The organism is Streptomyces atroolivaceus (genome assembly GCF_000717025.1).
Classification (GTDB): Bacteria; Actinomycetota; Actinomycetes; order Streptomycetales; family Streptomycetaceae; genus Streptomyces; species Streptomyces atroolivaceus.
Window position 1 is genome coordinate 239498 of record NZ_JNXG01000004.1, and the last position, 22738, is coordinate 262235.

At 73.0% G+C, this 22738-nt stretch carries 22 protein-coding genes, 1 other RNA gene and 1 pseudogene; 9 read left to right on the forward strand and 15 right to left on the reverse strand.

Going from position 1 to position 22738, the window contains the following annotated elements; translation table 11 throughout:
* Position 1 precedes the first annotated feature (1 nt).
* A complete protein-coding gene (locus OO67_RS12670; RefSeq protein WP_033299811.1) occupies positions 2-787 on the forward strand; it encodes a sulfite exporter TauE/SafE family protein in 786 nt (261 codons plus the stop codon).
* Between the two features lie 31 nt (positions 788-818).
* Here OO67_RS12670 and eda read toward each other — a convergent pair whose 3' ends face one another.
* Both eda and yaaA read right to left on the reverse strand, forming a co-directional pair.
* Positions 819-1466 carry a bifunctional 4-hydroxy-2-oxoglutarate aldolase/2-dehydro-3-deoxy-phosphogluconate aldolase gene (eda, locus tag OO67_RS12675; RefSeq protein WP_033299814.1) on the reverse strand — a complete coding sequence of 216 codons (648 nt, stop codon included), beginning with the start codon at positions 1464-1466 and terminating at the stop codon, positions 819-821.
* Between the two features lie 68 nt (positions 1467-1534).
* The gene (gene yaaA / locus OO67_RS12680; RefSeq protein ID WP_033300018.1) at positions 1535-2335 is read right to left on the reverse strand and encodes a peroxide stress protein YaaA; all 801 of its coding nucleotides are present in this window, start codon (positions 2333-2335) and stop codon (positions 1535-1537) included.
* Between the two features lie 232 nt (positions 2336-2567).
* Between yaaA and OO67_RS12685 the strand changes: the two genes are divergently transcribed.
* Both OO67_RS12685 and rnpB read left to right on the forward strand, forming a co-directional pair.
* Positions 2568-3101 carry a TetR/AcrR family transcriptional regulator gene (locus OO67_RS12685; RefSeq protein ID WP_078597870.1) on the forward strand — a complete coding sequence of 178 codons (534 nt, stop codon included), beginning with the start codon at positions 2568-2570 and terminating at the stop codon, positions 3099-3101.
* Between the two features lie 18 nt (positions 3102-3119).
* An RNA gene (gene rnpB, locus OO67_RS35665) (RNase P RNA component class A) lies at positions 3120-3519 on the forward strand.
* A 316-nt stretch (positions 3520-3835) separates the two neighbouring features.
* Here rnpB and OO67_RS12690 read toward each other — a convergent pair.
* The 3 genes from OO67_RS12690 to OO67_RS12700 form a co-directional block, all read right to left on the reverse strand.
* Positions 3836-4603, reverse strand: a complete 768-nt coding sequence (locus OO67_RS12690; RefSeq protein WP_033299815.1) for an alpha/beta fold hydrolase — start codon at positions 4601-4603, stop codon at positions 3836-3838.
* Positions 4604-4678: 75 nt separating this feature from the next.
* The gene (locus OO67_RS12695; RefSeq protein ID WP_033299816.1) at positions 4679-5104 is read right to left on the reverse strand and encodes a pyridoxamine 5'-phosphate oxidase family protein; all 426 of its coding nucleotides are present in this window, start codon (positions 5102-5104) and stop codon (positions 4679-4681) included.
* 78 nt (positions 5105-5182) lie between these two features.
* The gene (locus tag OO67_RS12700; RefSeq protein ID WP_033299818.1) at positions 5183-5713 is read right to left on the reverse strand and encodes a universal stress protein; all 531 of its coding nucleotides are present in this window, start codon (positions 5711-5713) and stop codon (positions 5183-5185) included.
* A 174-nt stretch (positions 5714-5887) separates the two neighbouring features.
* Between OO67_RS12700 and OO67_RS12705 the strand changes: the two genes are divergently transcribed.
* Positions 5888-6391: a GNAT family N-acetyltransferase gene (locus tag OO67_RS12705; protein WP_051709320.1), complete on the forward strand. Its 504-nt coding sequence runs from the start codon at positions 5888-5890 to the stop codon at positions 6389-6391.
* On the opposite strand, the gene OO67_RS12710 is transcribed toward OO67_RS12705, so the two are convergent.
* Positions 6384-7286: a glycosyltransferase family 2 protein gene (locus OO67_RS12710; RefSeq protein ID WP_033299820.1), complete on the reverse strand. Its 903-nt coding sequence runs from the start codon at positions 7284-7286 to the stop codon at positions 6384-6386. The two genes, OO67_RS12705 and OO67_RS12710, sit on opposite strands and share 8 nt — an antisense overlap.
* A gap of 76 nt (positions 7287-7362) precedes the next feature.
* Positions 7363-7944 (reverse strand): GNAT family N-acetyltransferase, encoded by a 582-nt coding sequence (locus OO67_RS12715; RefSeq protein ID WP_033299821.1) that lies wholly within the window; start codon positions 7942-7944, stop codon positions 7363-7365.
* A 166-nt stretch (positions 7945-8110) separates the two neighbouring features.
* Between OO67_RS12715 and OO67_RS12720 the strand changes: the two genes are divergently transcribed.
* Positions 8111-8722, forward strand: a complete 612-nt coding sequence (locus tag OO67_RS12720; protein WP_033299822.1) for a TetR/AcrR family transcriptional regulator — start codon at positions 8111-8113, stop codon at positions 8720-8722.
* Positions 8723-8784: 62 nt separating this feature from the next.
* The gene (locus OO67_RS12725; RefSeq protein ID WP_033299824.1) at positions 8785-9783 is read left to right on the forward strand and encodes an aldo/keto reductase; all 999 of its coding nucleotides are present in this window, start codon (positions 8785-8787) and stop codon (positions 9781-9783) included.
* A gap of 51 nt (positions 9784-9834) precedes the next feature.
* Here the strand turns inward: OO67_RS12725 and OO67_RS12730 are convergent, their stop codons facing one another.
* From OO67_RS12730 to OO67_RS12745, 4 genes are all read right to left on the reverse strand, one after another.
* Positions 9835-10632: an SAM-dependent methyltransferase gene (locus tag OO67_RS12730; protein WP_106972739.1), complete on the reverse strand. Its 798-nt coding sequence runs from the start codon at positions 10630-10632 to the stop codon at positions 9835-9837.
* Between the two features lie 222 nt (positions 10633-10854).
* Positions 10855-11709, reverse strand: coding sequence for a PhzF family phenazine biosynthesis protein (locus OO67_RS12735; protein ID WP_033300023.1), 855 nt, complete (start codon positions 11707-11709; stop codon positions 10855-10857).
* A gap of 156 nt (positions 11710-11865) precedes the next feature.
* Positions 11866-12330 (reverse strand): lamin tail domain-containing protein, encoded by a 465-nt coding sequence (locus OO67_RS12740; RefSeq protein WP_033299827.1) that lies wholly within the window; start codon positions 12328-12330, stop codon positions 11866-11868.
* A gap of 137 nt (positions 12331-12467) precedes the next feature.
* Positions 12468-13223, reverse strand: coding sequence for an SDR family oxidoreductase (locus OO67_RS12745; protein WP_033299829.1), 756 nt, complete (start codon positions 13221-13223; stop codon positions 12468-12470).
* Positions 13224-13365: 142 nt separating this feature from the next.
* Between OO67_RS12745 and OO67_RS12750 the strand changes: the two genes are divergently transcribed.
* Positions 13366-15033, forward strand: a complete 1668-nt coding sequence (locus OO67_RS12750; RefSeq protein WP_033299830.1) for an alkaline phosphatase D family protein — start codon at positions 13366-13368, stop codon at positions 15031-15033.
* Positions 15034-15057: 24 nt separating this feature from the next.
* On the opposite strand, the gene OO67_RS12755 is transcribed toward OO67_RS12750, so the two are convergent.
* The gene (locus OO67_RS12755; RefSeq protein ID WP_033299831.1) at positions 15058-16065 is read right to left on the reverse strand and encodes a Gfo/Idh/MocA family protein; all 1008 of its coding nucleotides are present in this window, start codon (positions 16063-16065) and stop codon (positions 15058-15060) included.
* Positions 16066-16151: 86 nt separating this feature from the next.
* Between OO67_RS12755 and OO67_RS12760 the strand changes: the two genes are divergently transcribed.
* Positions 16152-17546, forward strand: coding sequence for a Bcr/CflA family multidrug efflux MFS transporter (locus OO67_RS12760; protein ID WP_033299833.1), 1395 nt, complete (start codon positions 16152-16154; stop codon positions 17544-17546).
* Positions 17547-17851: 305 nt separating this feature from the next.
* On the opposite strand, the gene OO67_RS12765 is transcribed toward OO67_RS12760, so the two are convergent.
* Positions 17852-19165 carry a hypothetical protein gene (locus OO67_RS12765; RefSeq protein ID WP_033299835.1) on the reverse strand — a complete coding sequence of 438 codons (1314 nt, stop codon included), beginning with the start codon at positions 19163-19165 and terminating at the stop codon, positions 17852-17854.
* Between the two features lie 166 nt (positions 19166-19331).
* Here OO67_RS12765 and OO67_RS12770 point away from each other — a divergent pair, with 166 nt between their 5' ends.
* Positions 19332-20333, forward strand: coding sequence for a small ribosomal subunit Rsm22 family protein (locus tag OO67_RS12770; protein WP_033299836.1), 1002 nt, complete (start codon positions 19332-19334; stop codon positions 20331-20333).
* Positions 20334-20367: 34 nt separating this feature from the next.
* Here OO67_RS12770 and OO67_RS12775 read toward each other — a convergent pair whose 3' ends face one another.
* Together OO67_RS12775 and ddaH are read right to left on the reverse strand one after the other, a co-directional pair.
* The gene (locus tag OO67_RS12775) at positions 20368-21645 is read right to left on the reverse strand and encodes an SGNH/GDSL hydrolase family protein (RefSeq protein WP_051709322.1); all 1278 of its coding nucleotides are present in this window, start codon (positions 21643-21645) and stop codon (positions 20368-20370) included.
* 158 nt (positions 21646-21803) lie between these two features.
* A pseudogene (gene ddaH / locus OO67_RS12780) lies at positions 21804-22640 on the reverse strand (dimethylargininase); the annotation flags it as partial.
* Between the last annotated feature and the right edge of the window lie 98 nt (positions 22641-22738).

Genomic DNA, 22738 nt, shown 5'->3' on the forward strand with positions numbered 1-22738 from the left:
GGTGACCTGGTCCACCGGACTCCTGGGCTTCGTCGCCGGACTGCTGATCTCGGTGGCTACCGCGCCCGTCGGTGTGTCCGGCGCGGTCTTCCTGCTGCCGGTGCAGGTCAGCGTCCTCGGCGTGCCGAGCCCCGCGGTGACCCCCACCAACCTGCTGTACAACGTGGTGTCGTGCCCCGGGGCCCTCCTGCGCTACCGCAGCAGTGGCGGCCTGCGTGGGCCGCTGACCCGGCTGCTCGTGATCGGCGCCGTACCGGGCGTGCTGATCGGCGCGGTGGTCCGGGTCTTCGCCGTACCGGGCGCCACGGTCTTCCGGGCGTTCATCGCCGTCCTGCTGCTCCCGCTGGGCGCCTGGCTGTGCGCCCGTACGCTGCGTCCTGCCCGGCGTGCGGCCGGCGCCTCGCTGCCGTCGCCCCGGGCCACGACCGGCCTCGCCCTGGCCGTCGGTGTCGCGGGAGGCGTCTACGGGATCGGCGGCGGTTCCCTGCTCGGCCCGATCCTCGTGGGGCGCGGGGTCCCCGTCGCCAAGGTCGCTCCCGCCGCACTCGCCTGCACGTTCGTCACGTCCCTGGCGGGGGCGGCCGCCTACGCGCTGCTCTCCCTGACGGCCACGGGCGACATCGCGCCCGACTGGGCACTCGGCCTGGCCTGCGGTCTCGGGGGACTCTGCGGCGGCTACCTCGGGGCACGGCTCCAGCCGCGCCTCCCGGAGACGGGGCTACGGCTCCTGCTGGGCGTCCTCGCCCTGGGCATCGGGCTGCTGTACGCGGTCCAGGCCGTGAGCTGAGCCCGTACAGGCAGCGCGCCCGTCCCCGGGGTCAGCCGCGGCCCAGCGCCGACGCCTCGGCCGCCAGCCGTTCCACGCGCGCCCAGTCCTTCGCCGCCACCGCGTCACCGGGCACCATCCAGCTCCCGCCCACACAGCCGACGTTGGACAGGGCGAGGTACGACGGGGCCGAGGCGAGCGAGACGCCGCCCGTCGGGCAGAACCGGGCCTGGGGGAGGGGGGCGGACAGCGCCTTCAGATAGGCGGTGCCGCCCGCGGCCTCGGCGGGGAAGAACTTCATCTCGGTGATCCCGCGCTCCAGGAGCGCGACCACCTCGGAGGTGGTCGAGACGCCCGGCAGGAACGGCAACCCCGACGCCTTCATCGCGTCCAGCAGGGCGTCCGTCCAGCCCGGGCTGACCAGGAAGCGTGCTCCGGCCGCGACGGTCTCCGTCACGTGCGCCGGGGAGAGCACGGTGCCGGCGCCGACCACGGCCCCGGGGACCTCCGACGCGATCGCCCGGATCGCGTCGAGGGCGGCGGCCGTCCGGAGCGTGACCTCGATCGCGGGCAGCCCGCCCGCGACGAGCGCACGGGCCAGCGGGACCGCGTCGGCCGCGTCCTCGAGCACGACGACGGGTACGACGGGGGCGAGGTCGAGCACGGAAGCGGACACGGCGGCGGGCGCGGAGGAGGTCATGGACTCATCCTGCCGCGAGAACCGCACGCTGCGCAACGCGCGTTGCGCATGTTGCAACGCGCCCGCCGTCAGTGGATCTCGGTGACCACCACGTCGAGTGCCCACGGCCGCCCGGCCCGGCCGGGTGCCTGCGCCTCCACGACGTGACCGAGGTCGCGCAGCACCTCGACCAGCTCCGCCGGTCCCTTGGGCCGCGCCCCGGCCAGCAGCAGGTCCCGGACCATCCGGCCCTTCGTCGCCTTGTTGAAGTGGCTGACCACGGACCGCTTCTCCACCCCGTTCACCATCTGGGACTGGAGGACGCGCACACTCGCCGTGCGCTCCGCGACCTCGCCCACGGGCTTCCACGCCCCGGCGTAGGCCGACGAGCGCAGGTCCAGAACCAGTCCGTCCCCGGCCGCCTCCGGCATGACCGACGCCATCGGGGCACGCCAGTACGCGTTCAGCGCGCCCAGGCCCGGGAGCTTCACCCCCATCGAGCAGCGGTACGAGGGGATCCGGTCGCCCACCCGCACGGCGCCCCACAGGCCCGAGAAGACCAGCAGCGACTTGCCGGCCCTCCGCCTGGCCGCCGCGTCCAGGGAGGCCAGGTCGAGAGCGTCGTAGAGCACCCCGGTGTAGATCTCCCCGGCAGGCCGGGTGCCGGCCGTGCGCAGCTCCGCGTTCTTGGCGATCTCGCCCCTCAGCCCCTCGCTCAGACCGAGCACCTCACGGGCCTTGTCCTCGTCCGCCAGACACAGCTCGACCAGCTCGTCGAGGATCGCGGCACGGGCGCCGGCGAGGCCCGGCAGGGACAGCGACTCCGGCTTCAGCGGTGCTCCGCGCCCCGAGGCGGCCTTACCTTCGGAGGGCGGCAACAGCACGAGCACGGGGGTCTCCTTCATACGCGGCACAGGGGCTCCGCGCGTGTGGGAGCCCCCCGGGCAAGGGTACGGGCCGGACCGCCTCCAGCCGCTCCGGAGGGCGGGATGCCGGCCTGCTGTGCGCGCCCGCGGGAGCGCCGGCCATCAGGTCCCCGACGGCCGGCTTGTCCGTATCTCGTACGATCACGTCCTCGGCTACGGACCGCGTACCGACTCCGTACCAGGGAAGGCCTCATGCGTGAGTGACCTCGCCATCACCCCCGCCGCCGGCCGGCCCCGGCAGATCATCGCCGCCGCACGCGTCCTGCTGGAGGCCGAGGGCCCCGAAGCACTGACCATGCGGCGGCTGGCCGACCGGGTGGGCGTCAAGGCGCCGTCCCTCTACAAGCACTTCCCGGACAAGTCGTCCGTGGTGGCCGCCCTGGCCGCCGAGATGCTCCGGGAGACCGCCGGGGTGCTGGCAGCGGCCGAGGCGGCGGCCCCGGGGTCCTTCTCCGCTCTCGCCACCGCGTACCGCACCTATGCCCTGGCCCACCCGCACCTCTACCTCCTCACCATGGGGCGCGCCCTTCCCTCCGCCGGAGCGGCCGACGCCGCCGCCGCCCCCCTGTTCCGCGCGGCCGGGGGCGACGAGGACCGGGCCCGGGCGGCCTGGGCCTTCGCCCACGGAATGGTGGTCCTGGAACTCAACGGCCGCTTCCCCCCGGCCGCCGACCTCTCGGCGGCCTGGGAGGCGGGCATCGCGGCCTTCACCGCCGGCACCGCCGGGTAGCATGGTCACCACGGCAGACGAGCCGGGCGGACGGCCGCGTGAGGATCCCCGGATCCTCCCGAGGAACGTCCGGGCTCCACAGGGCAGGGTGATGGCTAACGGCCACCCGGGGTGACCCGCGGGACAGTGCCACAGAAAACAGACCGCCGGGGACCTCGGTCCTCGGTAAGGGTGAAACGGTGGTGTAAGAGACCACCAGCGCCTGGGGCGACCCAGGCGGCTAGGTAAACCCCACCCGGAGCAAGGTCAAGAGGGAGCACCCCGGTGCTCCTGCGCGAACGTCCGAGGGCTGCCCGCCCGAGTTCGCGGGTAGACCGCACGAGACCGGCAGCAATGCCGGTCCTAGATGGATGGCCGTCTCCCCGGCCGCCGCGAGGCGACCGGGCGACAGAACCCGGCGTACAGCCCGACTCGTCTGCCGCCACCAGCGGTTCCGCTCCGGAGAGGTGTCCGGCCCGCGTCGGATGCCCGCTCCGTTCGTGCGCCGCCCGACCGGCGAGCACGGCCATGGCGTACTTCACGTACGACTCGACGGGCGAGGAGCACACCGAGCCCGGCGAAGCGCGGATCCGCCGCATCGTCGCGCGACTCGGCGACTCGGCGACTCGGCGACGCGGACGAGGAGCACCCCGGCTTCTCCTTGCAGCACGGGTCCGGATGGTCGCTGAGCATCTTCCCGTCGTGCCCGTGCCTCGGTGCCCGTACCTCCGGGGACGCCCCTTTCTGAAGGGCTGTCAGCTGCCCAGGGCCGCGGCGGTGACCCGCGCGAACGCGTCGGGGTTGTCCAGCATCATGTTGTGGCCGCAGCCGGCGACCGGCACCACGGTGACGCCCGACAGCCGGAGTTCCTCGGCTCCCCTGAACGGGCCGTCGGCCTCGGGGAAGAGGAACGTCCGCGGGACCGGCAGGCGCATCAGCAGTTCACGCATCGTGGGGGTGGTCCCGCGGGTGAGGTGGACCGCGCTGCGATACAGGGCCTCCCGGCCCGCAAGACGCATCGTCGCCCACCAGTGGGCTCCCGCCCGGTCCCGTACCTGCTCCCAGCCGCCCCGTAGGAACTCCTGCTCGGAGTGGGCGGCGATCCCTCCACTGCCCGGGGCGCCGGGGGCGGGCGTGATCGGATCGAGGTTGGCGTCGGCCAGCACCAGGCGGGAGACCAGCCGGGGATGCCGGGCCGCCATGACGATGGCGACCGAGCCGCCCATGCTGTGCGCGATCACCTCCGCGCCTGCGACGCCGGCCTCGTCGAGCGCGACGGCCAGGGCGTCGGCGTGCGATTCCAGGGTGTAGTCGAAATGCGTCGGCCGGTCACTCAGGCCATGGCCCATCAGGTCGACGAGCAGCGAACGGTGGCCGATGAGGGAGCGGTGACAGGCGGTGGCCGCGAAATACGCGGGCGAGGTCGCTCCGAGCCCGTGCACGTAGACACGGGCGGGCTCCCGGCCGGGCAGCTCGACCCAGCGGATCCGGTCGCCTTCAGGGGTGACGACGGCGTCGCGCATGCTCTGTTCCTCCTGCTTCCCGCCGGAGCCGGCGTGAGGGCGGCCCGTGGCCGGCTCCGCGCGTCCGCCGCCGTCTCAGACGTCGCCCAGGTCGGCGCTGAGCCAGCGCTGGGGGCGCATGTGGATGACCACCTGTTCGCCGTGCTCCTTCCACGCGAAGTCGACGTATCCGTCGACCTTCTCGGCGGGAAGGTAGCGCGCCGAGATCTCCACCAGCTGTTCGCGGGTGGCGGGGAGCGTCGCCACGACGGGCCCCTCGACGGAGACGTAGCGGATGGTCGGCGAAAGACGGTCGACCATGATGCTGAAGCGGCCGGCCCTCGCGATGGAGGCCCCCTTGCGGGAGTCGCGGCCCGTCATGATCCACAGGTCGCCGCCGGGCTCGTACTGGTACCAGATCGGCACGGTGAGCGGGGCCCGCCCCTCCTCCGCGTCCACGGCCAGCGCGGCGACGTGCGGTTCGGCCAGGAACTGCTCACGCTCTGCACGGGTCAAAGCCACAGCGGGACTCCTCGGGTGAGTGATCGGCGTTGCCTCAGGGCCGCATTATGCAACGCCGGCCCTGGCCCGGCAGCGTGTTTACACGCCATCCAGGTCCGTGAGCTCCCGGGTGTCCAGCCGCAGCCGCAGGACGTTCCGGCGCCGGGCGGCCGCCAGCTCGGTCCGCAGGGGAGAGGGCGGGACGGCCAGCACCGGGCAGGGCGCGTGCGCCAGGCAGTAGCGGGCCACGGACGGCCACAGGCGACGCTGCAGCGCGCCGCGTGAACCCGTCCCCACCACGAGGACGCAGTCCTCGTCGCGGGCCACGTCCACGAGCGCGGCACCAGGGGTGCCCCGCACGGCCCGGCCGACGACGGGGACCCCTGCCCCGGTCGTACCGAAGGCCGTGCTGAGGGCGTCGCGCAGCCGCCCGACGGCCTCAGCACGGCACGCCGGGAGTGACGGCGCGAGGCTGACGCGGTGCCGGCCTCCGGCACCCGCCCCGGGCGCTTCCCAGGCCAGCACCGCCCACAACTCCGCGCCTCGCAGGCGCGCTTCGGCGGCAGCGCGGCGCAGCACCGCCGGACTTCCGGACGTGCCGCCCACCCCTGCCACAACTCTGGGCCGCATCGGCTCCACCCCTCCTGGCCGTCGCACCGTCGAACCCATGACAGCGCGGAAACGGGAACCCGGGCGCGGCGCCGACGGACCTCTGACGCGCCGCCCGCTGATCATGACGGCTCTCTGATGCCCTGCCGCTCCGCTGGTATACCTGTGCGTTTACCGACGAGGGGGAGCGACAGGATGGCTCAGGACACGTCCGTACGGCTGCGGGCGGCGGCAGCCGAGGACGCGGAGGAGATCACCCGGGTCTTCCTCGCCTCACGGGCAGCCGCACTGCCCTACCTGCCGACGGTGCACAGCGACGAGGACACGCTCGGCTGGATCACCCATGTCCTGCTGCCCGGCACCAGGACATGGGTGGCCGAGGGGGAGACCGGAGGGCTGCTGGGCTTCGCCTCACTGGACGGGGACGAGCTCGACCAGCTCTACCTGCGGCCCGACTCCCTGCGGCGGGGTATCGGGACGTTGCTGCTGGAGCGTACGAAGGAGGCATCGCGGGGCGAGCTGAGCCTCCGCACGTTCCAGCGCAACTCAGCCGCGCGTGCCTTCTACGAGCGCCACGGCTTCGTCGCCGTGGCGTACGACGACGGCAGCCGCAACGAGGAGAAGGAGCCGGACGTCCTGTACCGGTGGACCGCGGCCGGCCGAGCTGCGGGCGGGGGGCGTTCCGGCGGGGTCAGATGACCGGCGGGCGGCCCAGGCGCGTCATCCGCCACACCGTGCGCCAGCGCATCGGCTTCCGTTCGCCGCACTCGGTGCGCACCCCCTCGGCGAAGCCGGCCGCCCAGGCGCGCAGGCCGGTGGCCGAGCGGGTACGGGCCGCCGTGAGCAGGATCCAGGTGCCGAGGTAGAGGGGCACCAGGAGGGCGGGCAGGTTGCGCCGGGCCAGCCAGACGCGGTTGCGGGCCGTCATGCGGTAGTAGACCGCGTGCCGGGCCGGGGACGTCTTGGGGTGCTGGAGCAGGAGGCCGGGTTCGTAGAGGATCTTCCAGTCGGCGTCGAGCGCCCGCCAGGACAGGTCCGTCTCCTCGTGGGTGAAGAAGAACTCGGCGGGCCAGAGGCCGGTCTCGGCGAGCATCTTCATCGAGAGCGCGTGGCCGCCCCCGAGGAACGCGGTGACGGGTCCGGGGCGCATCGGGTCCTTGGCCCGCAGCCGCGGGACGTGCCGGCGCTGGGTCTCGCCGTGTTCGTCGGCGATGCGGAAGCCGACGATGCCGAGGCGGGGGTCGGCGGCGTACAGATCCCGGACCGTGCGGAACACGTCCTTGTCCACCAGGAGTCCGTCGTCGTCCAGCTCGATCACCACGTCCACGTCACCGAAGCCCGCGAGCGCCTCCAGGGCCTCGTTGCGGCCGCCGGGGCAGCCGAGGTTCTCGTCGAGTTCGAGCACGGTCACGCCGCCGGCGAGGTCCGTCAGGCCGGGGAAGGCGTCGTAGCCGGGAAGCGGGGAGCCGTTGCCCACGACGACCACGCGGGAGGGACGCACGTCCTGCATGGCGACCGACGCCAGCAGCGCCTCGACCTGCTGCGGACGGTCTCCCATGGTCACGACGGATACGCCGATGCGTGGTTCGGACAAGGCTCGGCTCTCCTGGGTTTTCGGCGGCGCGGACCGTGGCTCCGGCGCGGTTGCCCGCGATCGTAACGTCTCGTGTTCAGCTCGCGGTGGGTGCCCGGCCATCGGAAGGCCGGTCGCCGTTCAGCCGGGCGTACAGCAGTATGTCCCGGCGCCGGCCCCCGATCTCCTGCCACCCGCGCAGCAGGCCCTCGCGCCGGTAGCCGGCACTCTCGGCGGTCCGGACCGAGGCCGTGTTCCACGGCTCGACGAAGAGCTGGACCCGGGGGATGCGCAGCTCGTGCAGGGCCCAGGTGGTGACCGTGCGCAGGGCCGCCCCCGCGATCCCTTGGCCGCGGCCCGGGACGGTCATCCAGTAGCCGAGCGACGCCCTGCCCTCGGCCGCGTCGGCGAGCCAGAGCCCGATGGAGCCGACCGGCCGCCGGTCCCGGGTGCGCACGATGGCGAACGGATACCCGGTCCCGGTGGCCGCCCTGTCCCACTGGCGCCTGACGTAGGCCTCCGCCGCCTCGTCGGAGTACGGGGAGGGGATCGTGGTGATCAGCGGGATGTAGTCGTCCTCCGCCGCCTCGCGGACGAGGGACAGGTCGCTCATCTCCCAGGGGCGCAGGACGAAATCGGCTCCGGCGGTCATGCTGGGGACGGTCAGCGGGTGTGCCATGCCCGTCATCCTGCCGCGCCGGTGTCCCACCGCCCGGGCCCGACTCACCCGGCGGACGCCCGGCTCACGGCGGAGTGCCGAGGGCACCCGGGTTAACGGTTCCATGGTCTCCTTAAGGTGGGCCGCCGCGCTACGGAGCGCCGACTGGACGGAACTGGAGGGCGTCATGGACGCAGGGGATGGGGAGCCGGGCACGGTCCGGCCCGGCGGGCGTACGGCCCGGGTGCGGGAGTCCGTGCTGCGCGCGGCCGGCGACGCCCTGGTCGAGCAGGGCTTCGACCGGCTCGACCTCGCCGACGTCGCCCGCCGCGCCGGGGTCGGCAAGACCACCGTCTACCGGCGCTGGTCCACTCCGGCCGGGCTGGTCGCCGACCTGCTGACCGACATGGCACAGCAGTCGGTCCCGCGCACGGACACGGGGTCCCTGGACGAGGATCTCCGGGCCAACGCGCGACTCGTGGTGCGGACCCTGACCGACGCGCGCCAGGGTCCCCTCTTCGCCGCCGTGGTCGCGGCGGCGACCTGCGACGCCCGGACGGCCGAGGCCCTGCACCGCTTCTACGCGGTGCGCATCGAGGAGTGGGCGGGCTGCGTCGACGCGGCTGCCGGACGGGGGGAGCTGCCCGGCGGCACCGACGCCCGCGAGGTGATCCGGGCCGTGTCGGCACCCCTCTACTACCGGCTGCTGGCCAGCGGCGACCCGCTCGACGAGGCGGCCGCCGACCGCGCGGCCGAGGCGGCGGCGGTGGCGGCGCGGGCGGGCGTGTACGTGAGCTGACGCGGGATCAGGAGTTTGGAGTGTTGACTTGTTGTGCACTCCAGCACCTAGCTTCTGCGCTCATGAAGACACAGACGGATCGGAAGACGAGGACACTGGGCGGCGTCGGGGCCGAAGTCGGCGCGCTGGGCTTCGGGTGCTGGGCGATCGGCGGCGAGTGGTCGGCACCCGACGGCAGTCCGCTCGGCTGGGGCGAGGTCGACGACGAGGAGTCGGTGGCCGCCGTACGCCGGGCGTTCGATCTCGGGGTGACCTTCTTCGACACCGCGGACGTGTACGGGGCAGGGCACAGCGAACGCGTGCTGGGCAGGGCGCTCGCGGGCCGCCGGGACGAAGCCGTGATCGCCACCAAGTGGGGCAACCTGTTCGACGAGCGGACCCGCACGATGGACGGGGCGGACACGTCTCCCGCGTACGCCCGTGAGGCGCTCGTCGCTTCGCTGCGCAGGCTGGGGACCGACCGGATCGACCTCTACCAGCTGCACATCGGCGACACCCCGCCGGACAGGGCCCTGGAACTGCGCGACGCCTGCGAGGAGTTCGTGGCCGAGGGGCTGATCCGGGCCTACGGGTGGAGCACCGACGACCCGGAGCGTGCCGCGCTGTTCGCCGGTGGTGAGCACTGCGTGGCCGTCCAGCACGCCTGCAACGTGCTGGAGGACGCTCCGGAGATGCTGAGCCTCACCGAGGAGCGGGGGCTGATCAGCGTCGTCCGGAGCCCCCTGGCCATGGGCCTCCTCACCGGCGCCCGTGGCGAGGGCCGACGGCCGGCGGCGGGGGACATCCGGTCCACCCCGCCCGCCTGGCTGAGCTGGTTCGAGACGGGCGGGGTGCCCGCGAAGCACTGGGCGGCGCGCGTCGAGGCCGTCCGTGAGGTGCTGACCGCTGACGGCCGCACCCTCACCCAGGGTGCCCTCGGCTGGCTGTGGGCCCGCAGCGGGCGGACGGTGCCGATCCCCGGTTTCCGGACGGTCGCGCAGGCCGAGGAGAACGCCGCGGCCCTCGCTCTCGGCCCGCTGCGGCCCGAGCAGCTCGAGGAGGTCGCCGGTCTGCTCGCCTGAAGGGGTACCGGTCCGCTCGTACGAACGCGGGCGGACCGGTGTGTCCCGGGTTCAGGCCTTGCGGGCCACCGCCACGTACTCCCCGCTGTGCGCGTTCTCCTGGCCGGGGACCGGTTCGCCGAGCTCCGGGTGCCACTCCTCGGCGGCCACGATCCCGGGGGCGACCAGGTCGAGTCCGTCGAAGAAGCGGGCGAACCGGTCGCGGTCGCGCATGTCCAGGGTGAGCCCGTTGGCCTTGTACATGTCGCGGACCTTCTGGGAGGCCTCCTCGGGGTGGAAGTCCGGGGTGAGGTGCGAGATCACCACGTAACTGCCGGGCGCCAGCGCGGCCGTCAGCCGCTCCACCACCCCGTAGGCCCCCATCTCGTCGCTCAGGAAGTGCAGCAGCGCGTTCAGGGAGAGGGCGACCGGCCGGTCGAAGTCGAGGATCCCGGCGGCCTCGGCCAGGATGCGGTCGGTCTCCCGGGCATCGGCCTGTACGTAACCGAGAGCGCCCTGCGGGGTTCCGCTCAGCAGGGCCTGGGCGTGGCTGAGGACGACGGGATCGTGGTCGCAGTAGACGACCCGGGCGTCCGGAGCGGTCGTCTGGGCCACCTGGTGGAGGTTGGGCTGCGTGGGGATCCCGGTGCCGATGTCCAGGAACTGACGGAGCCCTTGACCGGCCAGCCACCGGGTGGCCCGGTGGGTGAAGGCCCGGTTCATGCGCGCCATGACGGGGATGACGGGAGCGAAGGCGGTCAGCCGCTTGCCCAGTTCCTCGTCCACCGGGTAGTTGTCCTTGCCACCGAGGTACCAGTCGTACAGCCGCGCCGGGTGCGGCTTGCTGGTGTCGATGTCTATGGGGGCCATCGCCGTCCCGTTCTCCGATAGGGGCATCACCGGCCCCTGCGGGCGGAATGCCGACAGATGAGCAACCTGACAGCAGGATAGGCACGCCGGCCCGGGCCCGTAGGGCGAAGCCGCGGCTTCGGCGGGCGGGGGACCGGCCGGGGATCCTGAGGCGCGCCCCTGCCCGCCCCGCCCCGTCCGCTGGTGCCGGCCGACGTGGGGCCGGCACCCCGCACTCCGCTCTCAGCCGATACGGGTCCCCGCCCCGGTCACCCTGATGCGCGCGTCACCCGGCCTGAGCCCGACGGTGAGGGTGCCGGGGCGGCCCATGTCGGCGCCCTGGTGCAGGGTGAGGACCGCGTCGTGCGCGACGAGGCCGAGCTCGCGCGCGTACGCGCCGAAGGCGGCGGCCGCCGCCCCCGTCGCCGGGTCCTCGACGACGCCGCCGACCGGGAACGGGTCGCGGACGTGGAAGACCGTGCCGGACTCCCGCCACACCAGCTGCACGGTCGTCAGGTCGAGCCGGTGCATGAGGGTTTCGAGCCGGGCGAAGTCGTACGACAGGTCCGCAAGCCGTTCCCGGGTCGCGGCGGCCAGCACCAGGTGGCGGGCGCCCGCGTAGGCGATACGGGGCGGCAGCGCGGTGTCCAGCTGGGCGGCCGGCCAGTCCAGGGCGGCCAGGGCCTCCGTCAGGTCCTCGGGGGAGACGTCCGTGGTGTGCGGCTCGACGCTGGTGAGGGTGGCGCGCAGCTCGCCGCCCTCGCGGGTGACGGTGACGGGAACCGTACCGGCGCGGGTGGAGAACACCAGATCGCCCGGGCCGTCCCGCTCGGCGAGCGCGATGGCGGCGGCCACCGTGGCATGGCCGCAGAAGGGGACTTCGGCCTTCGGGCTGAAGTAGCGGACGGTGTGACCGCCCCGGCCGTCCGGCGCGGTGAGGAACGCCGACTCGCTGTAGCCCAGCTCCGCCGCGACGGCGAGCATCGCGGTGTCGTCGAGCCGGGAGGCGTCCAGGACGACCCCTGCCGGGTTGCCCCCTGCGGGGTCGGCGGAGAAGGCGGTGTAGCGGAGGACCTCGGCGCTGGAGTGTGAGCTCATGTCGCAGGTCAACCCAGGGGTCGTGGCACGCATTCCCGGCGGCCCCTCCGCGCGCTTCCCGAGGTCTCCCGCGGGGGTGGTCCGGGGGCCTGACCCCCCGGACCACCCCCTGGCCGCTCCGCGGACCCCCCGGCCGCGGCGGCCCGTCCACCGCGGTCAGTGGCAGACCTTCACGCCGGTGCCCTTCCCCCAGGAGCAGGAGTCCAGGAGCGCGCCGCTCGGCTTGATCAGCCGGGCCTTGTCGCCGGTGTTGTTCCAGACGTACGAGCCGCGGTTCCAGTACACGTGGGCCGCGGAGTTCCCGCCCTTGCCGGTGTGGACCCGGACCGTCTTACCGGCGGCCACGCTGAAGGCGGGGAAGGTGTACGTGTAGCCGGTGTTGTCCTTCAGCTTGTAGCCCTTGAGCTGCAGCTTGGACTTGCCGTTGTTGTGGATGTCCACGTACTCGGCGACCAGGGACGCGTTCGTCCGGGTGTCCTTGCCGGGGCTGTCGTACTGGATCTTGCCGAGGTGCAGCCCGCCCTGATGGGAGGCCGCCGAGGCCGGGGCCGTGGCGAGGAGCGAGCCGGCCAGGGCGGCGGCGGCGGCCAGGGCGAGGGGCGCGGCGGTGCGTATGCGCATGCGTTGTGTTCCTTCTGTGTTCATCCGGTGAAGGTCAGCAGCATACGGGCAGCACACGCTCGCCCGGGCCCTCAGGGCGAAACTCGCAAATCCCGTCGTGCGACGGCGAGTTCCGGGCAAGCGTGGACGGAATTCGATCAGCCTCGACCCACGTACGGCATGGCTGTCGCCATCACGGTGGCGAACTGCACATTGGCTTCCAGCGGCAGCTCCGCCATGTGCAGGACCGTCCGGGCCACGTCGCCCGCCGCCATGACCGGCTCGGCGGCCACCTCGCCGTTGGCCTGGAGGATCCCCGTACTCATCCGCTCCGTCATGTCGGTCGCCGCGTTGCCGATGTCGATCTGCCCGCAGGCGATCCGGTACGGCCGCCCGTCCAGCGACAGCGACTTCGTCAGGCCGGTCACCGCGTGCTTCGTCGCGGTGTAGGCGACGGAGTGAGGGCGCGGCGCGTGGGCCGAGACGGAGCCGTTGTTGATGATCCGGCCGCCCTGCGGGTCCTGCTCCTTCATCAGCCGGTAGGCCGCCTGCGCGCACAGGAACGTTCCCGTCAGGTTGACGTCCACCACCGTCCGCCAGTCGTCGTACGCGAGGTCCTCGACCGGCACCGGACCCGGCCCGAACGTCCCCGCGTTGTTGAAGAGCAGGTCCAGCCGCCCGAAACGGTCCCGTACGGAGGTGAAGAGCGCGGCCACCTCCTCCGGGTCGCTCACGTCGGTGGGCAGGCACACCGTGGCACCCGGCCCGGCCGCTGCGGCCGTCTCCTCCAGTGCCGCGGCCCGCCGCCCCGCCAGGGCCACCGTCCAGCCCGCACCCGAAAGAGTGAGGGCGACCGCCCTGCCGATCCCCGATCCCGCACCTGTGACGACAGCGATTCTCTGCTCAGCGTTCATGGCCCGGCAGCGTACGGGAGGTTTCGCGGCGGCCGGCACCCGGTGCTCATCGCACCGCCATGAGGAAGTTGTGTACCCGCCAACGGCAGGTCGTCGCCCCGCACTCCAATGCCTCTGACAACATCCGGCACGGGAGGGGCACATGACACCCGCACAGATCAGCAGGTCGTCCGGCCGGCACGGCCATTCCGCCGAGCTGCGCAGGGCCGCGCAGAGGTTCGGCTCCGGTGTGGACCGCCGCCGTTTCCTCACCGTCACCGGTGCCGCCGCCGCGCTCGCCTTCGCCGTCAACCTGCCCGGCGCGGGCACCGCCGCCGCCGCCGAGCTCGACGCCCGGAAGATCACCGAGGACCCCTTCACCCTCGGAGTGGCCTCGGGCGACCCGCTGCCGGACTCCGTGCTCCTGTGGACGAGACTCGCGCCCCGCCCGTACGAGGCCGACGGCGGGCTGCCCGCCGAGCGCGTAGAGGTCCGCTGGGAGGTCGCCCGCGACGAACGCTTCCGGCGGACCGTCCGGCGCGGATCCACCACCGCCCACCCGGAGTTCGGGCACAGCGTCCATGTGGACGTGAACGGCCTCGACTCCGACCGGAGCTTCTACTACCGCTTCCGCGCCGGCAGCTGGACCAGCCCCACCGGCCGTACCCGCACCGCGCCCGCCCGCGGGGCCCGCAACAGCTCACTGACCCTGGCCGCCGTCTCCTGCCAGGCGTACCACGACGGCTACTTCACCGCCTACCAGCACCTCGCGGACGAGGACGTCGACGTGGTCTTCCACCTCGGCGACTACCTCTACGAGTACGCGGTCAGCGCCGTCGGCGGCGCCCGCAAGTACACCGACCGCCTCCTGCCGGACCACTACAACCGGGAGACGCTCACGCTGGAGGACTACCGCATGCGGTACGGCCTCTACAAGTCCGACCCCGACCTGCGCGCCGCCCACGCCGCGCACCCCTTCGTCGTCACCTGGGACGACCACGAGACCGAGAACAACTACGCGGGCGGCACCCCGGAGAACAGCGTCCCCCCGGAGGAGTTCCTGCTCCGCAGGGCCGCCGCCTACCGCGCGTACTGGGAGAACCAGCCGCTGCGCACCCCGCAGCGCCCCACCGGCCCCGACATGCGCCTCTACCGCCGTCTGCGCTTCGGCCGGCTGGCCCAGTTCGACATCCTCGACACCCGCCAGTACCGCAGCAACCAGGCGTACGGCGACGGCTGGAAGGTCCCCGGCCCGGAGTCCGAGGACCCGTCGCGCACCATGACGGGCGCCGCCCAGGAGCGCTGGCTGCTCGACGGCTGGAAGACCTCGGACGCCCGGTGGAACGTCGTACCGCAGCAGGTCACCTTCGCCCGGCGGCGTGACGTGCCGGCCGACGCCTACAAGCTGTCCATGGACTCGTGGGACGGCTACCCCGCGTCCCGGCAGCGGGTCATGGACGGCGCGGAGGCCGCCGGGGTCGAGAACCTGATGGTCCTGACCGGTGACGTACACGTCGGCTACGGCTTCGACCTCAAGAAGGACTTCGACGACCCCGCGTCCCGGACCGTGGGCACGGAGATCGTGGCCACCTCGATCGCCAGCGGCAAGGACGGCGCGGAGAAGCCGGCCAACTGGAACAACCTCACCCAGGCCAACCCGCACATGAAGTTCTACGACGGCCGCCGCGGCTACGCGCTCGTCACCCTCGGTACGGAGCAGGCGCGGGCCGACTTCCGTACGGTGTCGGCGGTCACCACGCCCGGTGCTCCCGTCACCACGGCAGGCTCCTTCGTGACCGAGGCCGGGAACCCGGGGCTCACCCCCGTGTGACCCGGCACCCGGCCCCGCGCGGGGTCAGCCGCGGTCGTCCGCCGGATAGCGGACGCCGATCCGGTCACGTACCGCGTCGAGCGTCCGCATCACCGCGAGCGAACCCTCCAGCGGCACCAGCGGGGACTCCTTCTCGCCCGCCAGCAGCGCGCGTGTCACCTCGGCCGCCTCGTACTGCATGCCCGAAAGGCCCTGCGGGCCCGGGCCCGTGACGACCTTCTCGGGCTCCCGGCCGTCCCGGTGCAGGAGGAAGTGCTCCGGGTGGAAGAAGCCCTGCGGGAAGTCGATCCGCCCGGCCGTGCCGGTGACGGACGCAACGGTCGGCAGGTTCCCGGCGATCGAACAGCTCAGCAGCGCCGTGGCACCGGAGTCCCAGCCCAGCAGCATCCCGGTGTTCAGGTCGACGCCCTCCGGGGACAGCAGCGCGTCCGCCTGCACCCGGTCCGGCTCGCCCAGCAGCAGCTGCGCGAACGACACCGGATAGACCCCGAGGTCCAGCAGCGCGCCGCCGCCCAGCGCGGGGTCACGGAGCCGGTGCTCGGCCCCGAAGGCGCCCGCGAAGCCGAAGTCGGCCTGGACCGTGCGTATCTCACCGATCGCACCGTCCCGCACCAGCTCCGTCATCCTCCGGATGAGCGGATTGCAGTACGTCCACATCGCTTCCATCAGGAACAGCCCGCGCTCCCGGGCCAGGTCCACCAGCTCCCGCGCCTCACGCTCGTTGAGCGTGAAGGCCTTCTCGCACAGCACGTGCTTGCCGGCCTCCAGCGCGAGCCCGGCCGCCTCCCGGTGCGCGGAGTGGGGGGTGGCGACGTAGACGACGTCGACCGTGTCGTCGGCGACGAGCTCCGCCCAGCTCCCGTACGCCCGCTCGATCCCGAACCGCTCGGCGAACGCCTTGGCGGAAGCCTCGGCGCGGGACGCGACCGCCACGACCTCGGCCCCGGAGTCCTTCATCGCCAGCAGGTCCCCCGTGAAGGTCGCGGCTATGCCGCCCGTCGCCAGTACACCCCAACGCACAGTCCCGCTCATGCCCGCCCGCCCTCACCCGAAAAAGGTATCGACCACTACGACTGACCTGAGAGCATAGATGCGGATTCAACGAAGCGGAGACGAGGATGCCGGACAGCGGCGCGAGCCGGGCCCAGCAAGAGCACGAGCACATACCGACGAGCAGCAAGGGCGCCGCACTCAGCGCCCAGGCCACAGCCACCCCCACCGCTGCGGGTGTCCCGGCCATTCCGACGATCACAGCGCCGGGCATCCCGGCCACCTCCACGACCACCGCGCGGCGCGCCGGAATTCTGGTCACCCTGGTGCTGGGCGGGCTCACCGCACTGCCACCCCTCTCCATGGACATGTACCTCCCGGCGCTCCCGGAGGTCACCGACGCGCTGCACGCACCGGCCGCGACCGTCCAGCTCACCCTGACGGCCTGCCTCCTGGGCATGGCGCTCGGCCAGCTCGTCGTCGGGCCCATGAGCGACCGCTGGGGCCGGCGCACGCCGCTGCTCCTGGGCATGGTCGTCTACGTGATCGCCACCGCGATCTGCGCCGTCGCCCCCACCGCGGAACTCCTCATCGGCTTCCGCCTCCTCCAGGGCCTGGCCGGTGCGGCCGGCATCGTGATCTCCCGGGCCGTCGTCCGTGACCTCTACGACGGCGACGAGATGGCCCGGTTCTTCTCCACCCTGATGCTGATCTCGGGAGTCGCACCCGTCATCGCGCCCGTGATCGGCGGACAGGTGCTCCAGTTCACCGACTGGCGCGGCATCTTCGTCGTCCTCACGGTCGTCGGCATCCTGCTCACCCTCGTCGTCTGGAAGTGGCTGCACGAGACGCTCCCCCCGGCCCAGCGGCACACCGGCGGTGTCGGCGACGCGCTGCGCACCATGCGCGGGCTGCTGGCCGACCGGGTGTTCACCGGCTACATGATCGCGGGCAGCCTCGCCTTCGCCGCGCTCTTCGCCTACGTGAGCGCGTCCCCGTTCGTCGTCCAGGAGATCTACGGGGCCTCCCCGCAGACCTTCAGCCTGCTCTTCGGCGTCAACTCCATCGGGCTGATCGCCGTCGGCCAGATCAACGGCAAGCTGCTCGTCGGCAGGGTCAGCCTGGACAAGGCGCTCGGCTTCGGCCTCGCCGTGATCTCCGTGGCGGCGGTCGCCCTGCTGCTGATGACCTCCGGGGTCTTCGGTGAGGTCGGCCTGCTGCCCGTCGCCGCCGGACTGTTCGTGCTCATGTCCGCCATGGGCCTGGCGATGCCCAACACCAACACCCAGGCCCTGATGCGCACCAGGCACGCGGCCGGCTCGGCCTCCGCGCTGCTGGGGACCTCCCAGTTCCTGATCGGTGCCATCGCCTCACCACTGGTGGGGATCGCCGGCGAGAAGACCGCCGTGCCGATGGCAGTGGTGCAGGTGGTCTGCGCACTGTCCGCGATGGTGTGCTTCCTGCTGCTGTGCAGGCCGTGGCAGAACACGGGCGCCGCGCGGGAGCCCCTCGGCAAGGGCTGAACGGCTCGTCGGCCGGGGGACACGCACGCGAGGCCCGGGTGGGACGGACCGCCCGGGCCCCCGCGTGCCCGGTCAACCCGATGGCCCCCGCACGGACGGCCGGTCGGACCGTGGCGATGCACGCCGAAGAGGAGGAACCCCTGGCCGGTGGGGACGTCAGCGCGGGCGTCGTCCGCGTCGGCGACACCGTCCGCCGCCTCGCGGGGCCCTGGACTCCGGCGGTGCACGCCCTGCTCACCCACCTCCACGAGGCCGGCTTCCGGGCGGCCCGGCGTCCCACCGGTGGGCGTGCGGGCACGGCCGGTTCAGCCCACGCGCGGATGCCCCAGGAGGTGCAGCCGGTCCTCGCGGTCCGTCCAGCGGAAGACGCCGACGCCGGAGGTCTCCATCTCCGGCAGCCGCGTGTTCGGTGCCAGCGCCTCGACGTCCCAGCTCGTGAAGTTCATCCGGACCGGACCGCCCCCCACACCGTCCAGGGCCTCCTCCGCGTCCCGCGCGGTCGTCGCCCCGTAGGCGCTGCCCCCGTCCGTGACCGACGCGAGCGTCAGACGGGCCGCCCCGTCCTCCTCCTCGAAGCAGAACCCCTTCTTCTCCTCCAGGTCGAAGGCCAGGTTCCCCGCGACCAGGTATCGGCCCGAGGGCGAGACGACGGCCTGTGGATGGCGCCCGGGCTCGACAGCGGGTGTGTGGCACTCCACGGAGACGACCGGTTCGCCGTTCACCGCGTCGTGCACCGTCCACATCCGATGGGTGGCGGCCCGCTCCGCCCCCTCGGCCAGCCGCCACCTCGCCAGGACCAGCCCTGGTGCCACGGAGGTCGGCACCCCGGTCGCCGGGTCGGCACCCTTCGGTGCGGTCCTCCTGCTGAACCAGCCGCCCCGCACCCAGAATTCGCGGACCCCGCTCAGCAGCAGGCCCCCGGCCGTCTGCCCGCGCACCTCGGTGAGCTCCTTGCAGGCCGCGCAGCCCCTCGGATACGTCACCGCGGACGGGGCGACGCGCGACACCTCACCGGTGACCGGGTCCACGACCGCACTGTTCGTCCTGCCGTCAGTGATCAGGACCCCCGGGCCGGTCGCCGTGACGGTCGGCGCACCGGTCCACGGCACCTCCACGCGCCGGCGCTCCCCGTCCACCACGTCGTACACGTCGAGGGACACGAAGGTCTCCGCGGGTGAGAGCCCGTCGCCTGCCTTCCCGAAGGACCAGGTGACGAAGAACTGGCGGTCGTCCTTGGTGACCGTGAAGAGCTTCGGGAAGCTCAGCGGCTCCGGCGGGCGCCAGGCCTCGCCGCTCCAGCCGGCCCGGCCGGTCCCGGTCTCGAGGGTCCGCAGCCGGAAGCGGTTGCCGGGTGCCTTCTCCAGGTAGGCGAGCCGGCCCGTCGTGTGGGACACGGCGTAGTCGGGCCCCGCGCCGACGACCTCCCACACCTGCCGCGCCGTGTACTCCGGGGGGACGTTCAGCCGCGTCGTGGGGCCGGCGCTCCTCCTCGCGGGCTTCTCCGGTTCGTCGTCCCCGGCATCCCGGCCCCCACCGCCTCCGCAGGTCGCGAGCAGGAGCAGCAGGGCGAGGACGATCACCCCGCCCACCAGCGCCAGGCGCACGATCCTCTGTCTCATGGTCCCCCCGGATGAGCCAAACCCTGAGCAATCCCCGATGCGGCGCCGGTCAGCGTAGCAACGGGCCCATGACGAAGAGCAGTTCGGTTCCGTAGCCGTTCCGTCCCGGTTCCGTGCCGGACCACCGGGCTGCGGGGGGAGGGGCCGCTGCGCCTACAATTCGGCGGTGAACGCCACCCTCCCCACCGCGGAAGCCCTGCGCGCGGCGCTGGCCGCCCTGCTCGACGGGCTGCCCCCCACGCAGGCCGCACAGGCCGTCGACCGGCTGATCGCCAGCTACCGCGGGACCACCCCCACCGACGCCCCGATCCTGCGGGACCGCTCGGACGTCGCCGCGTACGCCGCCTACCGGATGCCCGCGACGTTCGAGGCCGTACGGTCCTGCATCGCCGCACTCCGTGAGGCCGCGCCGGACTGGGTGCCCGCCACCCACACCGACATCGGGGGCGGTACGGGCGCGGCGAGCTGGGCGGTCGCCGGGGCCTGGGAAGGGCCGCGGACGACGGTCCTGGACTGGTCGGAACCGGCCCTCGCGCTCGGCCGTGAGCTGGCCGAGGCCTCCGGCATCCCCGCGCTGCGGGCCGCCACCTGGGAGCGGGCGAGGATCGGCACGTCACCGGCCCCGGCGCCCACGGACCTGGTGACCGTCTCCTACGTGCTCAAGGAGCTCACGGCGCGGGACCGGGCCGCGGTCGTGGACGCCGCCGCCGCGGCCGCGCAGGCCGTGGTGATCGTGGAACCCGGCACCCCGGACGGGTACGACCGGATCATCGAGGCCCGCGGCCGGCTGATCGCCGCCGGCCTGAGCGTCGCCGCACCGTGCCCGCACGACGACGCCTGCCCCATCGAGCGCGGCACCGACTGGTGCCACTTCTCGGCGCGGGTCAGCCGCTCGTCGCTGCACCGCCAGGTCAAGGGAGGGTCGCTCAGTCACGAGGACGAGAAGTTCAGCTACGTCGTGGCGACCCGGTTCGCCACCGGCCCGGTCACCGCACGGGTCACCCGCAGGCCGCAGATCCGCAAGGGGCAGGTCCTGCTGGAACTGTGCACCAAGGACGAGGGCCTGCGGCGCGCCACGGTCACCAAGCGGCACGGGGCTCTCTACCGTGCCGCCCGGGACACGGCGTGGGGCGACGGCTGGCCCCCGCCGGGCACACCGGAGGGCTGAGGGCCCGGGTGCGGCTCAGCGGGGCCCGCCGCCGTCAGGCGCCGAGGACGTCGGCCACCTCCTTCGCCATCACCCGGTAACCCGCGTCGTTGGGGTGCAGCGCGTCACCGAAGTCGTAGGCGGGATCGAGGCGGTCCGGGTCCGACGGGGAGGCGAGGGCCTTGTCGAAGTCGACGTACGCGTCGAACTCGCCGGCGTTCCGGATCCAGTCGTTGACCTCGTTGCTGACCCGTGCCGCGTGAGGGCCCCAGTGATCGGAGCCCTTGAGCGGCAGCATGGTCGCCCCGACGGCCTTCAGGCCCTTGTCGTGCGCGGCGTCGATCAGCTCGCGGTACCCGGCCACGATTTCGGCGGACGTGACCACGGGGGCGGGCTTGTACGTGGCGGGAGGGTTCGGTCCCTTCGCGGCCTCGCTGAAGCCGATGTCGTTGAGCCCTTCGAGGACGACGACCGTGGAGGCGCCCGGCTGGTCCAGGACGTCGCGTCCGAAGCGGGCGGTGGCACGCTCGCCGTACCAGGCGGAGTCGTTGAGGAGGAGGTTGCCGCCGATGCCCTGGTTGACGACCGGCCGCCCGGTCAGCTCGGCGAGAGCGTCGGAGTAGCGCCGGTCGGCGTTCGGCGTGGAGCCGAAGCCGTCGGTGACGGAGTCCCCGAACACGACGATGCCGTCCCCGGGCTTCCTGGCCCCCCGGGCGCGGGCCCCGTCCTCCGCGCCGCCGACCTCGACCCCGGAGAGGTAGTACCAGGACCGGGTCCTGTCGGTGTACGCGGTGGCCGTCGTGTCGGCCCGGTGGTCGCCCTGTGCCCGGTAGGTATCCGCCCACCCCTGCGAGTGGAAGGTGGCGGGGCCCGTCGTCCCCGCGAGATAGAGGGTGACCGTGACCGACTCCAGCCTCTTCAGGTCCATCGCCACCGCGTCACTGCGCAGTTCGCCGTGAGCCCGTATCCGGGTGGACTCCGCGCCGTCGAAGGTGAGGCGTCGGACGGACCCCTTCTCGACGGCCGCGCCCTGTGCGGTGCGGGCGATCGTCGCGCCGGTGATGTGCAGCGGGGAGGTGCCGTACGCGTTGGAGAGCCGGATCCGGGCCCGGTCGCCGCCCTCGGTGACGCGGACGACCTGGCGTACGGACTGGCCCGAGAAGCCCTCCTGGGACCAGTTCGGTGTGAAGCCGGTGCTGGGCGTCTGGGGGGAGGCGCCCCAGGCGGCGGTCCAGGTGACGGGGGAGGCCTCGCCAGGTCCGGCGAGTACGCCGACGGCGAGGGAACCGGCGGCGAGAGGTATGGCGACGAGGCGTACGCGGGCGAGGTCCACAGCCACTCCTAATGGGTCTGTCGTTCCTTTAAGGTGAGCAGACCCTACCAAGTGAAGGGCTTTAAGGGAACTGTGGAACCGTTTAGGGGTGACGGTCGCCGCTCCGGGAGGCCGCCGGCACGGCCGCGGCCTCCCGGAGCGGCGACTGCGCCGACCGGTCAGGCCCGTAGCTCCTGGGTGCAGCACTTCACGCTGCCGCCGCCCTTGAGCAGCTCGCCCAGATCCATCGGGACCGGGTCGAAGCCCCGGTCCCGCAGTGGGTCGTAGAGCCCCACGGCGGCCTGCGGGAGCAGCACGTGCCGTCCGTCGCTCACCGCGTTGAGGCCCAGCGAGGCGGCGTCCGCCTCCTCGGCCAGCAGGGCGTCGGGGAAGAGCCGGGCGAGCACGGACCGGCTGCCCGGCGAGAAGGCGCCGGGGTAGTACATGATCTCGTCGGCCGCGTCGTCCAGCACGCACAGCGCCGTGTCCAGGTGGTAGTAGCGCGGGTCCACCAGGTCGAGCCCGATCACCGGGCGCCCGAAGAACTCCTGTGCCTCGTCGTGGGAGAGGGGGCTGGAGCGGAAGCCCCGCCCGGCCAGCACGTACGAGGCGGTCACGGCGAAATCGCCCTCGCCCTCGTTGACGTGGGCCGGCTCGTGGATCTCCGTGAAGCCGTTGGCCCGGAACCACTCCCGGTGGGCCTCGGCCTCCGCGTACCGCTCCCGGTAGGCGAACAGGGCGCCGAGCACCCGGCCGTCGATCACGGTGGCCCCGTTGGCGGCGAACACCATGTCCGGGAGGTCGGGGCGAGGGGTGAGCAGTTCCACGGTGTGGCCGAGTGACCGGTACCGGTCGCGCAGATCCTCCCACTGGGTGGTGGCCAGCGGCAGGTCCACGGGTTTGGACGGGTCCATCCAGGGGTTGATGGAGTAGGTGACCTGGAAGTGGGCCGGGGCGCACATCAGGTAGCGACGAGGGGTGGCGTCACGGGTCAATGCAGGCTCCTCACGAACGGCGGCCGCGGCCGCGGAACGGTGGGATGCGCACGGGGTGTGTGCGTGAGTTCATGGTGCGCCGCGCCGGGCCCTCGCGCTGTGATCCGTTCGGGTGGTTC

Excerpts from the sequence above, each read along its gene's own strand:
- OO67_RS12745 (WP_033299829.1), bottom strand. The coding sequence starts at position 13,223 with ATGAACGCTGAGCAGAGAATCGCTGTCGTCACAGGTGCGGGATCGGGG.
- OO67_RS12740 (WP_033299827.1), bottom strand. The coding sequence starts at position 12,330 with ATGCGCATACGCACCGCCGCGCCCCTCGCCCTGGCCGCCGCCGCCGCC.
- OO67_RS12755 (WP_033299831.1), bottom strand. The coding sequence starts at position 16,065 with ATGAGCGGGACTGTGCGTTGGGGTGTACTGGCGACGGGCGGCATAGCC.
- OO67_RS12690 (WP_033299815.1), bottom strand. The coding sequence starts at position 4,603 with ATGCGCGACGCCGTCGTCACCCCTGAAGGCGACCGGATCCGCTGGGTC.
- OO67_RS12750 (WP_033299830.1), top strand. The coding sequence starts at position 13,366 with ATGACACCCGCACAGATCAGCAGGTCGTCCGGCCGGCACGGCCATTCC.
- OO67_RS12765 (WP_033299835.1), bottom strand. The coding sequence starts at position 19,165 with ATGAGACAGAGGATCGTGCGCCTGGCGCTGGTGGGCGGGGTGATCGTC.
- eda (WP_033299814.1), bottom strand. The coding sequence starts at position 1,466 with ATGACCTCCTCCGCGCCCGCCGCCGTGTCCGCTTCCGTGCTCGACCTC.
- OO67_RS12735 (WP_033300023.1), bottom strand. The coding sequence starts at position 11,709 with ATGAGCTCACACTCCAGCGCCGAGGTCCTCCGCTACACCGCCTTCTCC.
- OO67_RS12705 (WP_051709320.1), top strand. The coding sequence starts at position 5,888 with ATGGCTCAGGACACGTCCGTACGGCTGCGGGCGGCGGCAGCCGAGGAC.
- OO67_RS12725 (WP_033299824.1), top strand. The coding sequence starts at position 8,785 with ATGAAGACACAGACGGATCGGAAGACGAGGACACTGGGCGGCGTCGGG.
- OO67_RS12700 (WP_033299818.1), bottom strand. The coding sequence starts at position 5,713 with ATGCGGCCCAGAGTTGTGGCAGGGGTGGGCGGCACGTCCGGAAGTCCG.
- OO67_RS12715 (WP_033299821.1), bottom strand. The coding sequence starts at position 7,944 with ATGGCACACCCGCTGACCGTCCCCAGCATGACCGCCGGAGCCGATTTC.
- OO67_RS12720 (WP_033299822.1), top strand. The coding sequence starts at position 8,111 with ATGGACGCAGGGGATGGGGAGCCGGGCACGGTCCGGCCCGGCGGGCGT.
- OO67_RS12760 (WP_033299833.1), top strand. The coding sequence starts at position 16,152 with ATGCCGGACAGCGGCGCGAGCCGGGCCCAGCAAGAGCACGAGCACATA.
- OO67_RS12730 (WP_106972739.1), bottom strand. The coding sequence starts at position 10,632 with ATGGCCCCCATAGACATCGACACCAGCAAGCCGCACCCGGCGCGGCTG.